The 15,640-nt window shown below is 28.1% G+C and carries 13 protein-coding genes; all 13 read right to left on the bottom strand.

Translation table 11 applies throughout. The features are described from left to right. A complete protein-coding gene (miaB, locus tag ACLUJM_RS00510; RefSeq protein WP_294684617.1) occupies positions 1–1,386 on the bottom strand; it encodes a tRNA (N6-isopentenyl adenosine(37)-C2)-methylthiotransferase MiaB in 1,386 nt (461 codons plus the stop codon). 56 nt (positions 1,387–1,442) lie between these two features. Beyond that, on the bottom strand, positions 1,443–2,117 hold the full coding sequence (locus ACLUJM_RS00505; RefSeq protein WP_294684616.1) for a protein phosphatase 2C domain-containing protein: 675 nt from the start codon (positions 2,115–2,117) through the stop codon (positions 1,443–1,445). Between the two features lies 1 nt (position 2,118). Next, a complete protein-coding gene (locus ACLUJM_RS00500) occupies positions 2,119–3,558 on the bottom strand; it encodes a PASTA domain-containing protein (RefSeq protein ID WP_294684615.1) in 1,440 nt (479 codons plus the stop codon). 76 nt (positions 3,559–3,634) lie between these two features. After that, a complete protein-coding gene (locus ACLUJM_RS00495) occupies positions 3,635–4,438 on the bottom strand; it encodes a pyruvate, water dikinase regulatory protein (protein WP_294684614.1) in 804 nt (267 codons plus the stop codon). 10 nt (positions 4,439–4,448) lie between these two features. Continuing rightward, entirely contained in the window at positions 4,449–6,137 is a 1,689-nt protein-coding gene (locus tag ACLUJM_RS00490; protein WP_412411855.1) for a glycine--tRNA ligase subunit beta, read from the bottom strand. 9 nt (positions 6,138–6,146) lie between these two features. Beyond that, positions 6,147–6,851 carry a DNA repair protein RecO gene (recO, locus tag ACLUJM_RS00485; protein ID WP_294684611.1) on the bottom strand — a complete coding sequence of 235 codons (705 nt, stop codon included), beginning with the start codon at positions 6,849–6,851 and terminating at the stop codon, positions 6,147–6,149. Then, positions 6,851–7,735 (bottom strand): GTPase Era, encoded by an 885-nt coding sequence (gene era, locus ACLUJM_RS00480; protein ID WP_294684610.1) that lies wholly within the window; start codon positions 7,733–7,735, stop codon positions 6,851–6,853. Before era ends, recO begins: the two co-directional genes overlap by 1 nt. After that, positions 7,728–8,123, bottom strand: coding sequence for a cytidine deaminase (gene cdd, locus ACLUJM_RS00475; protein WP_294684609.1), 396 nt, complete (start codon positions 8,121–8,123; stop codon positions 7,728–7,730). The genes era and cdd overlap by 8 nt, the downstream gene beginning before the upstream one ends. Positions 8,124–8,131: 8 nt before the next feature. Beyond that, the gene (locus ACLUJM_RS00470) at positions 8,132–8,875 is read right to left on the bottom strand and encodes a diacylglycerol kinase (protein WP_294684607.1); all 744 of its coding nucleotides are present in this window, start codon (positions 8,873–8,875) and stop codon (positions 8,132–8,134) included. Beyond that, positions 8,859–9,320: an rRNA maturation RNase YbeY gene (ybeY, locus tag ACLUJM_RS00465; RefSeq protein WP_294684606.1), complete on the bottom strand. Its 462-nt coding sequence runs from the start codon at positions 9,318–9,320 to the stop codon at positions 8,859–8,861. The genes ACLUJM_RS00470 and ybeY overlap by 17 nt, the downstream gene beginning before the upstream one ends. Continuing rightward, entirely contained in the window at positions 9,301–10,284 is a 984-nt protein-coding gene (locus ACLUJM_RS00460; RefSeq protein WP_412411854.1) for a PhoH family protein, read from the bottom strand. The genes ybeY and ACLUJM_RS00460 overlap by 20 nt, the downstream gene beginning before the upstream one ends. Positions 10,285–10,316: 32 nt before the next feature. Then, a complete protein-coding gene (locus ACLUJM_RS00455) occupies positions 10,317–14,582 on the bottom strand; it encodes a PolC-type DNA polymerase III (protein ID WP_412411853.1) in 4,266 nt (1,421 codons plus the stop codon). Next, positions 14,583–15,632 (bottom strand): flavodoxin-dependent (E)-4-hydroxy-3-methylbut-2-enyl-diphosphate synthase, encoded by a 1,050-nt coding sequence (gene ispG, locus ACLUJM_RS00450; protein ID WP_294684541.1) that lies wholly within the window; start codon positions 15,630–15,632, stop codon positions 14,583–14,585. Positions 15,633–15,640 lie beyond the last annotated feature (8 nt).

The following is a 15,640-nucleotide window of genomic DNA, read 5'->3' as shown; positions in this document are numbered from 1 at the left end:
TTAATCCACCATTTCCCCAGTTAATGCAAAAGAATTGAAATCAACGATTTTCGTATTTACTAGTTTTCCTATATAAGATTTATCACATTTAACATTTACTAATTTAAATGTTCTCGTTCTACCTGTCATGACTTCAGGATTGTTTTTGCTTTCACCTTCAATTAAAACTTCTTGTACTGTTCCTAGGTATGATTTATTTTTCTCGTAGAAAATTGGATAAGCAACATCCAAAAGTCTTTCTAACCTATCTTGTTTAATATCTTCATCAACTTGATCTTCAAATAAATCTGCTTTTGTACCAGGTCTTCTATTGTATTTAAATGTGAAAGCTTGTTCATATCCAACCTTTCTAACAACATCTAAAGTATCTTGAAAATCTTCCTCTGTTTCTCCTGGAAAACCTACAATAATATCAGTTGAGAAAGTTATCCCTTTTACACTTTTCTTTAACTTATCTACCTTCTCCAAGTACGATTCCTTAGTGTATTTTCTATGCATTCTTTCTAAAACAGAATTGGATCCAGCCTGAAATGGTAAATGTATATTTTCACAAACCTTATCTAATTTACCCATTGCTTCTATCAATTCATCTGAAATATCCTTAGGGTGACTTGTTAAAAATCTCAATCTTTCAAGCCCTTCAATATTATTTACTTTAGTTAATAATTCAGTAAAAGTAACTGGATTTTCTAGTGTTTTTCCATAAGAATTTACATTTTGTCCAAGTAAAGTAATGTCTTTGTATCCTTGATCTACCATTCTTTTTACCTCAGATAAAATGCTTTCAACTGATCTGCTTTGTTCGCTACCTCTCGCGTAAGGAACTATACAATAAGTGCAGAAATTATTGCAACCTGTCATTATGTTTACATATCCAACATATTCATTTTCTCTTTTAATAGCAATGTCTTCATCGATATCATCTTTTCTTTCAATATCTACTACTAATTTACCGCTTGTAAGATGTCTATCTATAAGATATGGTAATGAGTTAATATTATTTACACCGAATATAATATCTACTTGTGGATATTTTTCTCCAATTATATCTCTTGCAGGACCTGTTTGCATCATACACCCACATACTGCTATAAGCATATCTGGATTTTCTCTTTTCAAATTTTTTAAAGCTCCCAATTGTCCATAAACTTTCATCTCTGCATTTTCTCTTACTAAGCAAGTGTTGAAAATAATAAAATCTGCATCTAACTTTTCATCAGATTTTTTAAAACCCATATTTTCTAATAATGTTTTGATTTTTTCAGAATCGTGCTCATTCATTTGACAACCATGTGTGATTATCGAATAAGTTGGAGTTGTCCCATGTCTATTTACAAATAAATTAACATACGAATTTGAAGCCAATTTATCATTTTGTTCTTTCATTTAAATCTCCTTTATAAAATATAAGCCATCGGTATTCGACAGCTTATACATAATTTCTATACTTTAATTAATGTAATTGTTATATTATCATCAGATTTATTAATTACATTTTCCATTAATTTTTTGCATTTTTCTTTCACATTTAAGTTTAATTTTAAAATATTTTCTATGCTACTATTATCAATGAATTTATAAAATCCATCTGTAGCCATTAGTATCTGATCATTAGTACTTAACTCTTTAATAATATAGTCGGGTTTATCCATGCTTAAAAACCCAAGTCCTCTGGTTATAGCATTTTTAAATTTATCATCGTTTTTGACAACATGATCTTTTGATATTTGATAAAATCCATATTCATTCTGTAAATACGCCCTACTATCCCCTACATTGAATAAATACAATGTATTATCCCTAATAATAGTGGCTAAAAAAGTTGTCCCTATATTGTTTAGGCAATTATTTGACTTAGAAAAATCCAATATTTTATAACCTGCATGATGAATTGAACCATAAATCAAATCTTTCATACAAAACCTCTCATCATAATGATTTTTAAAGCAAAGCAAAAACTCTTCTACAGCTATTTCAGATGCTTTTTCTCCATATTTACATCCTCCCATACCATCTGCTATTAAAAATACTTGAGAATCCTTGAGGGTTTCATTTTTATAGTAGTCTTCATTTTTTTCTCTAATATCACCCTTATATGAAATAGAAAAATACTCCATTTTATTCCCCACTATTATTATCGTTTTTTCTAGTATTTGTTTCATCACCATTACTTTCTTGATGATTACCTTGATCAGACTCACTTTGTTCTACATTTGAATTTTCACTTTCATTTTCGCTAGGTCTTTCATTTTCTTCAGGTGGTGTATATTCATCTTCAACTGATTCTCTTCTCTTTATTTTTCCTGAACTCACCGTTATTGTTACGAAATCTCCATTTTGAATTTTTCTTCCAGATTCTACGCTTTGATCAATGACTACGCCTTCATCATACACTGAACTTTTTTTGTATTTAACTTTCTTCACATTTAAACCAAGATTGGAAAGTTCTTTCTTAGCTTTTTTCAAATTTAAACCTATCAAATTAATCATTGTGTTTTCTTTTTCTAATCCAAGTTCAACCTTTATCTTTTTCTTAAACAAAAGCTTGTTACCAACTTTTGGATTTTGTCCAATAACGACATATTTATTAAAATCAGAATCATCTACACCTACGGCTTTGTCTACAACTAACTCAATGTTATTTTCAGTAGCTTGGTCAACTGCTAGTCTCAAATTTTTTCCAACAAATTCCGGTGCTTTCGGTCTCGAATTATAATAAAATATTATCGCTGCAGCAGCAAAAAAAGCTAATAACACAGATGTAAAATAAACTAAAAAAGATTTGAGATAATTATGAGATTTCTTTTTTTTATTATTTTCTTCATCAAATAAGTTTTCATCTATTTTATAAGACATATTTTTCTCGTATGCATTTTTCAAATCTAATTTTATTGTATTGTCTGATGGATCAGTTTTTGAAGCAGTAATTTTATTACCATCAATTTTGTTTAAATCTTTCATTATACCTTGTAAATCACTATAAGTATTATTTTTTAGTTTTTGATAAATACCATTTAAGTTGCTACTCTTAATATCAATATTTGATTTTTCTAACACTTCTAATAATAGACTAACATAATAACTTAACTGAGCATTACTGTCCCCAAAGTTTTTCCCGTCAAAATTTTTGAAGATATCGATTTTAAAATTATTATTTTCATCTATCAGCATATTATAAATTCGTAATTTCCCAAAAAACACCTCATTATTTTCAGAATAAATTAGCGAAAGTATAATTTTTTTTAGAATTTCTAATATAAAAATTTCATCTATCTTCTTTCTTTTAAAAAAATTATCTAAGGATATTCCATCAAAATACTCATATGTTAAAAAACTATTACCGGTTGAATCTAAAAATAAATCATACATTTCAAGGATATTTGGATGATGTAAATTAGAGAATGATTTTAACGGCTTTGTTAAAGAGTCAAACTGATTTTTTTCTTTATACTCTTTTAAACTAATGTATCTATTTAATTTTTTATCATATGCTTTAAATGTCGTAGAAAATTGGTCTTGATTTATTTCTCTTTGAATTTCGTATCTATTATTTTCCACATTTGCCTCCAGTTTTCTCCTAATATTTTATCATAATTTAATAGCTAAAACAAAAAAGCTCTCAAAAAATGAGAACTTAAATTTTACTGTTTTTTTCTATATATGAAATTATCTCGTTAGAGGTTTCATCAATTGTTTTATCAGTAACATTAATTATCTTACAGCCTATTTTATTCATTATTCCTTTCGCAAAATCAAGTTCTTTTTCTATTCTAGAATCATCAGAATAACTTAATTGCAAGCCAATTTTAGCCATTCTATCTTCTCTTATATTATTAAGTTTGTCAGAATCAATAATTAAACCAATAATTTTTTTATTGTCAACTTTGAATAACTCTGATGGTACTTCAATTTCCGGAAGAATTGGAATGTTACAAACTTTATAATTTTTAAATGCCAAATTCAAACTCAAAGGTGTTTTTGAAGTTCTGGAGACACCTATTAAGATAATATCAGCTTTTAAAATTCCAAATTTATCCTTACAGTCATCGTATTTAACAGCAAATTCTAAAGCTTCCATCTTTTCAAGGTATTCTTGATCAACCTTTCTATTTAATCCGACATCAAATTTTGGTTTTTGTTTAAAAAATTTACTTGAAACTGAAATAGGATAAGATAAAACATCTACCAGGTAGATTGATTCATTCATTTCTGTTTTTTCTATTAAATAATTTAATAATTTTCTATCTACAATCGTCGAAAATATTAAAATATCTCCAGTTATTTCTTCTAAAATTTCATCTATCTGTTCCTTAATAATAATTTTTGAGAATTTTTTTATTTCAACATTTTTAGTATCAAAATGAACTTTAACAGCATCCAATACTTGATTTGCTGTTTCACCAGTAGAATCAGAAATAACTACCATGGTTTTATTCATAATATGCTCCTTAATTTAGTTTTTTAAATACACCTTTGAAAATTAGTTTATAAAAAGGTAATTCCTCATCTTTACATACTACTAATTTTTTTAATAAATTACATAAATTATTATTATCTAATTTCATTGGAGTATATTTGCACTTACTAGAATCTGCTTCTAGCATCTTTTGAATTTGTATAATCAACTTACCATTATTTTTCGTGTTTATATCATGTAAATCCATCAATATACGATTTAATTGAAGTAGATTTAAATTGTTAAAATTTATTACATCAACTTCGTCAAAATCTATCCCCAATTTAATGCATTCATCTCTATATACGTCAAGAATGATATCTTTTATACTTTTTTCAAAATATTCATAATCTATTATTCCTTTGTCTTGAAGAAATACATATAAAATTTTAGTAATAAAATCACTCAAACTAAAATCTAATTCTGATTTAAGTATGATAGCAATTACCGATGTTATGGTTTTTCTTAATTTATAATTGAATTTGAAATTATCGTCACTACTAGAAATTATGTAAGACATAACATATTCCATTTTATCAGAAATTGCAACAATTTTAGCCGCCGTAGAATTAGGAATATCTTCAGATATAAATCTCGGTTTGATATGTTCATATACGCCTTCATAAACAATTAAATCTTCGCCATCAGACTTAGCATAAAATCTTCCAATTAGTCCATGTAAAAAAGGACATTTTTGTACAATTTCAGTTGCTTTATCTGCTTTACATAAAAATGAGATTCTTTTAACGGGATCTATAGTTTCTTCACTTACTGAAAGAATCTTACATAATTCAACAGATATCTTGATTAATCTCTGAGTTTTGTCGTAAAAGTTTCCGTAATTATTTACATAATTAACAATTTTTAAATCTTCTACAAAATCTTCAAGTTTTTTATCTGACTTTTTAGTTATTAGATTGTTTATTTCTTCTAATTTATCATTAATTTTTATGGATAAAATTTTTGAATCATCAGAATTTTTGTTTTTGGCATAAATGAAAAAATTAGAGCTATTTCCATTATCGAATTCCATAGGCAGCACATTAAAATTTTCCATCAAGACTGTGTATAGTATTGATTTATCGATGCATAAATATTTTTCGTTGAAAGATCCTTCTACACTAACTGGATAGTCAAATTTATTTGCATAATCGTTGAGTATGCTCTGATTATTAATTATTGAACATCCATTTGCTCTAGCAATCTTTTTCGCACTTGTCTCAAAAGATTGTAATCTCTCTTCTTTTTTTAAAATAATTTGTTTCTTTAATAACTCTGAAGAAAAATCATTAAAAGAAGACAAATTCAACAAGCTATTATCTTTATATTCATCTAAACTTCTAAACTTTATTACTTTTTGCTCTTTTTCATTAAATAATTTGATGTACAAAACAGATTCTTTGAATGATAGATTTTTTGAATCATAATTATATTTAAAATTCATGGAATCAATTACTTTTATTACTACATTTTCATAATCTTCGAGTGTGTAGACTGTATTCTCTATATTAGTAACATAAATAAAAAAATGATCCTTTATAGTATCCAAATCTAAATTTGAGTACAATAAATTTATTTTTCTAAATTCTTTTCTTATTTTTTCGTCAAGTGATCTATTTATAATTCCTATAAAATTATCCGGTATATTAGTAGTCACTATATCTATTAATAAGTTGTACATTTTTTCTCCTTACAAATATTCTAGGTATCCTAAAGACCCCAAATATTCTATTCCAAAATTGTTCATCGTGTATTTTAATAAAATTTTTAAAATTCTGTTCTCATCTATTGGTTCAAACTTATTATTTATTATATCATCATACCTATTTTTCATTAAGTATATCATATACTTTGCGTGCAAGTTATCGATTTGGTAGTATTCCCCATCGGATTCTAAAAAACCACCGTCTAAATAAAATCTATTTTTACTATTTTCGTAAAACATACTTGGCTGATATCCAAGATAAGAAACTAACTTCAAAATAAATGCATTGATTAATGCATATTGATTTTCAGGATACTTGGATAAAAAGATTACAGTTTTTAATATCAAAGCATATACTTTTTCATTACAAACTTCATTATAAAAAATTGATTTTATTAAATCTACTATTACTAAACTAAATAGTTCGGATTTGTAGTTAGTTCTAATATTGAAATTAGAATTAATTAAATCATAGTCTACCAAATAATAGAACTGATTGCCTTTTTTTAAAGTAAAGTCATTAACTGACAAAACATTAAACTCTATAATTGATTTCATAGAATTAATGTTATTGATGAAAATTCCTATAATTCCTTCTTCTTTGCTAAAAACATTCAATATTATGGAGTTCTCACCGTAAATAATATGTTCTAATACTATAGCCTGTGTTTTTATATATTCTTGTTCCATTAATTATAACCTAAATATCTTAGTCTAGAGTCTTTATTTCTCCATTCTTCATCTATTTTTACCCATAATTTAAGATTTACTTTTGTATCCAATAATTGTTGTATATCAAGTCTCGCATCAGATCCTATTTTTTTTATCATTGAGCCTTTTTTCCCAATAACCATACCTTTATGACTCTTTTTCTCAACGATAATTGTAGCATCTATGTCTATCAAATTCTTATCTTCTCTTTCTTTAAACCTTTCAATAGTAATAGCTATTCCATGGGGTAATTCATCGGATAAATTGATAAGTGCTTTTTCTCTGATTAATTCCTGCACAATTTGTCTTATTGGTTGATCAGTTATGCTGTCCTTATCATAATACATAGGTCCTTCAGGCAAGGTATTATGTAGAGAAGTTAAATACTTTTCTAAATTATCTCCATTCAATGCGCTTATAGGAATTATTTCTTCAAATATACCAATTTTTTTGTACATTTTTACTAAGTCATCGACCTTGTTATTTGGAATTTTATCTATCTTATTAATTAATAAAATGATTTTTGTATTAACCAATCTTAATTTTTCTATAATTTCGTAATCAAGTTTCCCAATTTCTTCAGAAGTATCCACAATATATGTTATAACATCTACTTCATTTAAAGTTGACATTGATACTTTTAGCATATAGTCTCCAAGTCTATTCTTCGGAGTTTGTATTCCTGGAGTATCTAAAAATATAGCTTGTATATTTTCATCAGTATATATTAATTGTATTTTATTTCTGGTAGTTTGTGGTTTGTCGGAAATAATAGTAAGTTTTTCTCCTAGAACTCTATTTAAAAGAGTTGATTTTCCAACATTACTCCTACCGATTACTGAAACAAATCCTGATTTAAACATTTACATCATCTCCACTAAATCCATGAGGCAATAAATCTTCTATATTATATTCTTTATACTCTTTTTCATTCTTGGCTACAATTATTCTTGTGTTTTCATCAGAAAATTCTTTAATCACCTGTCTACAAACTCCACATGGATATGTAAACTCAGAATCTCCTATTATTAAAATAGTGTCTATTAATTTACAACCTTCAGACACCATTTTTGAAATCGCAGTTCTTTCTGCACAAATTGTTGGAGAAAATGAAGCATTTTCAATGTTGCATCCCCCATAAAAATTACCATCTGCTGCTTTAACACAACATCCTACTCTATAGTTAGAATATGGCGTATATGCATTTAGTTTGTAATCCAAAGCTATTTTATACATTTTGTTAATTTCCATTAATACTCCTAAATAATCACTTTAAATAATAATATTGCTACTAAAGTACCAATTATTCCACCAACAATTACTTGATTTAATGTATGAATTTTACCTTCTACTCTGCTTTCTGCGACTAAAAAAGCTATGAAATAAGATAGTATAGTTACAAGTGTATTATTTGCTAATAGTGCAATAATTGTAGCACTACAAAAAGACACCGAAGCATGCCCGCTTACACTTCCACCTTGTAAGTAAGTCCACTTATTTTGATAAATAAAACTCTTTAGCACCAAAGTAATAACTACTACCAAAATTAAAGCAATAAATGTCAAATGTGTTGGTGAGTTTTGTAACTTGATGACAGCCGTATGACTAAGTGGAACAATTCTATCATAAAACATAAAATATCCCACAAATATAGAATTAAATGCCGCTAATAATACTGCCCCAGCCCCTACATCTTTTGCTATTTTTGCTTTATCGTCATATTTGTCGTAAACTAAATCAACTATCGTTTCAATTGCTGTATTTGTCATTTCAGCCATTAAAATGAAAGTTATAGTTATACATAAACAAGCCATTTCAACTCTTGATAAATCAAACATTAACGATGCAATCATAACCAAAACTGTCATCAAAATATCAGTTCTAAAGTTTCTTTCATTTTTTAAACAATGTATAATTCCATCCATAGCATATTGAAAGCTAGTTATAAAAGATGTGTTTTTAGAAATATTCTTATCTCTTGAATTATTATTTAAATTCTTCATCTTTATAGATACCTATTTCTTTTAAAGCGGATTTTTCCTTACTTCTCATAATAGTTTTATCGTTTTTTTCAATATGATCATAACCTAATAAATGAAACATTGAATGAACGACTAAATAAACTATCTCTCTTTTAATAGTATGGTTATATTCTTCAGCTTGTTCAATTGCTCTTTTGCAGCATATAATAATATCACCTAATAGATTTGTCTGAATTGCAAAGTCATCTTCCAAAGGAAAACTCAATACATCAGTTACTTTATCTTTGTCACGATAATTTCGATTAAGATCTTTTATCTCAGTTTCACTGACAAAAGATAATGATATCTCGTAATTGTCATCATTCAATTCTTGAATTAAACATATTTTTATTGATTTTTCAATATCTGAGATTAAATCATCATCAATTTTAAAATCATCTTGTCTATTACTTATCTGTATTATCATAATTCGACCTATTATTTTCTAATTTTTCATACGCACCAATAATTTTTTGTACAAGTGGATGTCTTACGACATCAGTTTTTTCAAATTCTAAAAAGCTTATTCCTTTAATGTCTCTAAGAATATTTGTAGCTACAAGTAACCCAGATTTTTTACCTCTCGGTAAATCAACTTGTGTTATATCTCCAGTTACTATTGCTTTAGAACCGTATCCAATTCTGGTTAGAAACATCTTCATTTGTTCATTGGTAGTATTTTGTGCTTCATCTAGTATAATATAAGCATTATCTAAAGTTCTGCCTCTCATATATGCCAATGGTGCTACTTCAATCAATCCTCTTTCTTTAAATTTTTCAAAGTTTTCATAACCTAAAATATCAAACATTGCATCATATATAGGTCTTAAGTAAGGATCTATTTTTTCTTGCAAATCTCCAGGTAAGAACCCTAAGCTTTCTCCTGCTTCTACTGCAGGCCTTGTTAAAATTATTCTGTCAACCTCGTTATTCCTAAACGCATTTATTGCCATAGCCATTGCCAAATAAGTTTTACCAGTACCTGCAGGTCCTATCCCAAATACAATATCATTATCATTAATCATTTCAACATAATTTCTTTGATTTATTGTTTTTGGCTTTAACGGTTTTCCCTTAGAATTATAACAAATCACATAATCTTTAATCTTAGAAATGTTTTGTTCTCTGATTTTTTCTATATTAGAAATCAAATAATCCAAATCTTGATCTGTCAATTCTTTGTCTGATAAAGTATGAGAATTAAGAGATTCTATTAGATTGCCAACATTATCTATATTAACTTCAGAACCACTAATTAATATCCCCTCTTCTGATATTTTAAGTTTAACATCACAAGCTTGTTCGATTTTTTTTGCGTTTTTTTCTAATTGTCCAAAAATAAAAGCTATTAATTTTTCGTTATTTGTCTTGTAAATTAAATTTTTATCCATAATCACTCCATTTATCTAATTATAACATATCACTAAAAATCAAATAAACTTATTTGGTTTTCATTTTGCAAACCATCTAACACACCATGGTTTTCAAGTATTTCTAGAGCAGTCTTATTAACTTTTGTTCTTGTAGTAAAATCTTGCTTTGAAATAAATTCCCCTTTTTGTATTTCTTCAAAAATAGCAACAGAGTTTGCGTCACTTACCCCTTCCAACGCATTAAAAGGAGGTTGAATGAATCCTTTTTCCAAAACTTTAAACCTAGATTTATCAGATTTGTGCAAATCAACTCTCGATTGTTTGATTCCCCTACAATACATCTCTTCAGCTACTTCTAATACAGAATATTTGTTACTATCTTTTGCTGTCATCTTAGAATTTGATTCTTTGTACTTATCTTTCAAGGATTGCATTTCTTCCCTGATAGCATTCAATCCTTTTACAATTACATCGCCTGGATAATCTTGCAGTTTTATTGTAAAAAATGTTGAATAAAAAGCTTCCGGATAGTGTACTTTAAAATAAGCGATTCTATAACTCATCATTACATATGCTACCGCGTGAGCTTTCGGGAACAGATACTCAATTGTCTTACAGGATTCAATATACCAATCTGGAACATTATTTTCAGTCATATAATTTAGTGTATCTTCATCAAGGAGTCTATTTTTTCTTACCGTTTCCATAATTTTAAAAGATTTTTTCTTTTCTAATCCTTTATTTATTAGATAAATCATGATGTCGTCTCTTGTACATATAGTGTCTTTCAATTCAACTACACCATTTCTGATTAAATCTTGTGCATTATTCAACCATACATTTGTTCCGTGAGACAATCCAGAAATTCTAACTAATTCCGAAAAAGTTTTCGGAGTTGTATCTCTAAGCATTCCTCTTACAAAATTTGTACCAAATTCTGGAATTCCTAATGTACCTATATCTAATCCATCTATTAGCTCTTCAAAGTGTAAAGCATCTATCGATGAAAAAATACTCATGGTTTCTTTGTCATCCATAGGAATAGTCAATGGATCTACCCCTGTCATATCAGACAACATTTTTATAATTGTTGGAACATCGTGTCCCAGTAAATCAAGTTTCAAAATTCTGCCACTTATAGATTTGTAATTGAAGTGAGTAGTAATTATATCGCTATTAACATCATCAGCAGGATGTTGAACTGGACAAAAATCTTCAATATCTTTATCTCTTGGAACAATCATAACTCCACCTGGATGTTGACCAGATGTCCTTTTAACACCTAATATTCCTCTTTGCAAATATTTGATTTCTGAATTATTGACATATTCATTTTTATCTTCAAAATATTTTTTAATATATCCATAAGCTGTTTTGTCGGAAATAGTACCAATGGTTCCTGCTCTGAATACTTTTCCTTCCCCAAACAATTCTTCTGTATATTTATGAACAGTAGGCTGATATTCCCCAGCGAAATTCAAATCTATATCTGGCTCTTTGTCACCATCAAAGCCCAAAAAAACTTCAAAGGGTATGTTATGTCCTTCTTTTTTTAACGGTTGTCCACATACCGGACAGTTTTTATCTTCTAAATCCACTCCCGAACCTATATTTTCATCATGTATAAATTCTGAATGTTTACAGTTTTCACAAATATAATGTGGAATCAAAGGGTTAACCTCAGTTATATCTGCCATTGTCGCAACAAAACTTGATCCAACAGAACCCCTGGACCCAACCAAATATCCATCTTCATTGCTTTTTTTAACCAATTTTTGAGCAATAATATATAATACTGCGTATCCATTTGAAATAATAGATGACAACTCACGTTCTAACCTATTTTCTACGATTTCTGGTAAATTATCACCATATATATTTCTTGCTTTTTTATATGTCATCTCTCTTAATTCAGTATCCGATCCTTCAATTACTGGTGGGAAAGTACCATCTGGTATAGGTTTTATATCTTCAAGCATATTTGCAATTTTCACTGTATTGTCTATAACTATTTCTTCAGCTACCTCTTTTTCCAAAAATCCAAATTCATTCATCATTTCATCTGTTGTTCTAAAAAATAATGTAGGGAATTTCTCGCCATAAATTTTTCTAGGTTGACCTTCTAGAATTATATTTCTAAAAATATAGTCCGTTTTCTCAAAATACTTTGCATATGAATCTGCTACAAGAGGTTTTTCATGTTTTTGAGATAAATCGTATAGTTTTCTAGTTAATTCTTCACAACTTTTTAAATTGAAGCTCATCCTTTTCGATTTTACTCCATCATAATACAGAGGTGGTTGAACTTCTAAAAAATCATACTTTGAAATAATTTCATCCAACTTTTCATTTGATTCATAATTAAGAATAGCTTTAATCAATTCCCCGTTTTCATTTCCAGTACCAATCAAAAGTCCTTCTCTTCTCTTATTGAGTTCAGATTTTGGTATACCGCCTTCTCTGTAAAAATATTTCAAATTAGATGCAGTAACTAGTTTGTATAAATTTTTTAATCCGACCAAATTTTGAGCATAAATTGTTGCAGTATATGATTCTCTTTTTTCAATATTCCATTCAGATTCCATTTGATTTATATTAATATCAAATTTAATACCCTTTTTTTCAAGACTTTGTATCATGCAGATAAACACTTCGCCTGTAGCTCTTGCATCATCACAAGCTCTATGATGATTAAAAAGATTTACATTATATTTTTTGGTTAATGTATCAAGTTTGTGATTTTTCAGATGAGGTTCCAAAGCTCTAGCAAACGCAAGAGTATCAATATATGTTCTAATAGGGTCTATCCCTAAATCCAAACAATTCTTCTTGATAAATCCCATATCAAAATCAGCATTATGTGCAATTAAAGTACAATTTCCGACAAAATTCAAAAATTTAGGTAAAACTTCATCTATTTTAGGCATATCTTTTACCATATCATTTGTTATAGAAGTTAGCTCCGTAATTTTTTCTGGTATTGGTATTTCTGGATTTATTAATTGATTAAATTCATCTACAATCTCATTGTTTACTATCTTTACAGCACCAATTTCTGTAATTTTTTCAGTTGCATTTGATAATCCTGTAGTTTCGATATCAAAAACTACAAATTCTTCAAGATTCATAGAATTATATGGATTTGTTATAATCCTAAAATCATCTTCAAGTATCTTAGCTTCCATACCAAAAAGCGGCTTTATTCCGTTTTTACTGCAAGCATCATACAATTGAGGATATCCTTGTACAACAGATTTGTCAGTTAAACCTAAAGCTGTATGCCCCCATTTTTTTAATGTTTTGCAGCATTCATCTAAATCGATAAATCCATCTAGTTGACTCATTTGTGAATACATGTGAAGTTCAACTCGTTTTTTCTCATATTCATCTTTTCTAGTCTCAGGCTTTTCAATTTCTTGCATCTGTTTTATAGAAAAAGTCTTTCCAGATGTAAATCGGTCAAATTCCAATCTACCAGTTAACAACAGATATACTCCCGATTTTAATTTATCACCAAATGCCTCAAATTCTTTTTTCTTTAAAAACTTTTTAGCAAAAACAGCTCCACTCTCATCTCTTAAATCTAAAGAAATGATAAAACTCTCACCGTCTTTTATACTTCTGACATCTACATCAATAATCTCTGCTCGAATACATGTATCATCTTCGTTTTCGATTATTTCTTTGATTTTAATAGGAGACTTAGTAATATCTTTACCACATTTTATTCCAGTTTTTTTAACCTCTTCTTTTTCTCGTTTTGGAGTATCTTTGATCGAATCAGCTATTTTTTCTCTAATCGAATTATCATATTCTGCAAGATTTTTTATATAATCATCATTATTCTTTAATCTAACAGCTTCACATTTTAATGAATAGTCTTCATCGCATAACTTTTTTATTAGATGCTCTAATTCAATATCTTTCTGATTAGTTATAAATTTATCCATTATTTGCTCGAAATTAAAAATTAAAGTAATTTCTGAATCTTTTATACTTGTATTCTCAAAATCAACACAAGAAAAATACTCACAAAAATCATTTGATTTTAAAATATTAAGCAAGACATCTTTAGAGAATTTGATTATTGAATTTTCATGATCATTAAATTCAATATTAATTTTTGTAATAAAGTTCAATAAATCTTTTTGAATAAACTCTGTCAAGTTATCTTTATTTTCATCTTTTTGTACTTTTATCAAACAATCCAACTCATCATTGTCTTTATTGTAAGTTAATTTATCGATATAAATTGGATACTGAGAATCGTATTTTAACCCTATTTTTTTTAATACATCGTTCAATAATAAATGCATTTATATCCTCTCTATTTCTTCGATTAATACATCTAATAATTCTTCTTCTTTAACTTTGCGTATAATTTCACCTTTCTTAAATATTAACCCTACACCATTTCCTCCTGCAATTCCAATATCAGCTTCTTTTGCTTCACCAGGTCCGTTTACAACACATCCCATAATAGCAACCTTAATGTGCTTATCAATTTTATCTAATTTTCTTTCTGCTTGATTAACGATATTGATTAGATCAATCTTAGTTCTAGCACATGTTGGGCAAGATATTATTTCAATTCCTTCACTTAGTAAACCTAAACTCATTAAAATTTGTCTTCCTACAACAATTTCTTCTTTAGGATCACCAGTTAATGAAACTCTTATTGTATCTCCAATTCCTTTGGATAAAATGCTTCCGATTCCTACACTAGATTTTATAATCCCTTTAGTAGAAGGTCCTGCCTCTGTTATTCCAACATGAAGTGGATAATTGCAAAGTTGAGACATTTTTTCATAAGCTTTTATTGACATGTTAACATTTGATGATTTTAGTGACAATTTTATATCGTTAAATCCCATATCTTCAATCATTCTTATTTGATCAAGACAACTATAGCAAATTGAGTCAACATTTACTCCATGATATTTATCGATAAACTTTTGATTAACCGATCCACTGTTTACACCGATTCTCATAGAAATTTTATGATGTTTGCAGCAATCTACAATTTCTTTTACTCTTTCTATCCCACCGATATTTCCAGGATTAATTCTAATACAATCACATCCATTTTCGATTGCGGCTATTGCTAATTTGTGATGAAATTGTATATCAGCAACAAAAGGGATATTCGTCATGCTCTTGATAATGGGTATTGCTTTTGCATCTTCCAAATCATTAATTGCACTTCTTGAAATATCGCAACCAACTGATTCGAATTCTTTTATTTGTCTTACAGTACTTTCTATATCTTTTGTATCCGTGTTAGTCATGGATTGGACTGTAACTCTTGCACCATTTCCAACAGCGACATTACCTACATAAATTCTCTTTGTTTCTTCTCTTTTCATTACTTCAC

This window comes from Finegoldia sp., from assembly GCF_046991905.1.
GTDB lineage: Bacteria > Bacillota > Clostridia > Tissierellales > Peptoniphilaceae > Finegoldia.
Note: the sequence above shows the minus strand (reverse complement) of the source record. Positions and strands in the feature narration are given on the sequence as shown.

Excerpts from the sequence above, each read along its gene's own strand:
- ybeY (WP_294684606.1), bottom strand. The coding sequence starts at position 9,320 with ATGATAATACAGATAAGTAATAGACAAGATGATTTTAAAATTGATGAT.
- ACLUJM_RS00490 (WP_412411855.1), bottom strand. The coding sequence starts at position 6,137 with ATGTACAACTTATTAATAGATATAGTGACTACTAATATACCGGATAAT.
- ACLUJM_RS00460 (WP_412411854.1), bottom strand. The coding sequence starts at position 10,284 with ATGGATAAAAATTTAATTTACAAGACAAATAACGAAAAATTAATAGCT.
- recO (WP_294684611.1), bottom strand. The coding sequence starts at position 6,851 with ATGGAACAAGAATATATAAAAACACAGGCTATAGTATTAGAACATATT.
- ACLUJM_RS00470 (WP_294684607.1), bottom strand. The coding sequence starts at position 8,875 with ATGAAGAATTTAAATAATAATTCAAGAGATAAGAATATTTCTAAAAAC.
- ACLUJM_RS00495 (WP_294684614.1), bottom strand. The coding sequence starts at position 4,438 with ATGAATAAAACCATGGTAGTTATTTCTGATTCTACTGGTGAAACAGCA.
- cdd (WP_294684609.1), bottom strand. The coding sequence starts at position 8,123 with ATGGAAATTAACAAAATGTATAAAATAGCTTTGGATTACAAACTAAAT.
- miaB (WP_294684617.1), bottom strand. The coding sequence starts at position 1,386 with ATGAAAGAACAAAATGATAAATTGGCTTCAAATTCGTATGTTAATTTA.
- ispG (WP_294684541.1), bottom strand. The coding sequence starts at position 15,632 with ATGAAAAGAGAAGAAACAAAGAGAATTTATGTAGGTAATGTCGCTGTT.
- ACLUJM_RS00505 (WP_294684616.1), bottom strand. The coding sequence starts at position 2,117 with ATGGAGTATTTTTCTATTTCATATAAGGGTGATATTAGAGAAAAAAAT.
- era (WP_294684610.1), bottom strand. The coding sequence starts at position 7,735 with ATGTTTAAATCAGGATTTGTTTCAGTAATCGGTAGGAGTAATGTTGGA.
- ACLUJM_RS00455 (WP_412411853.1), bottom strand. The coding sequence starts at position 14,582 with ATGCATTTATTATTGAACGATGTATTAAAAAAAATAGGGTTAAAATAC.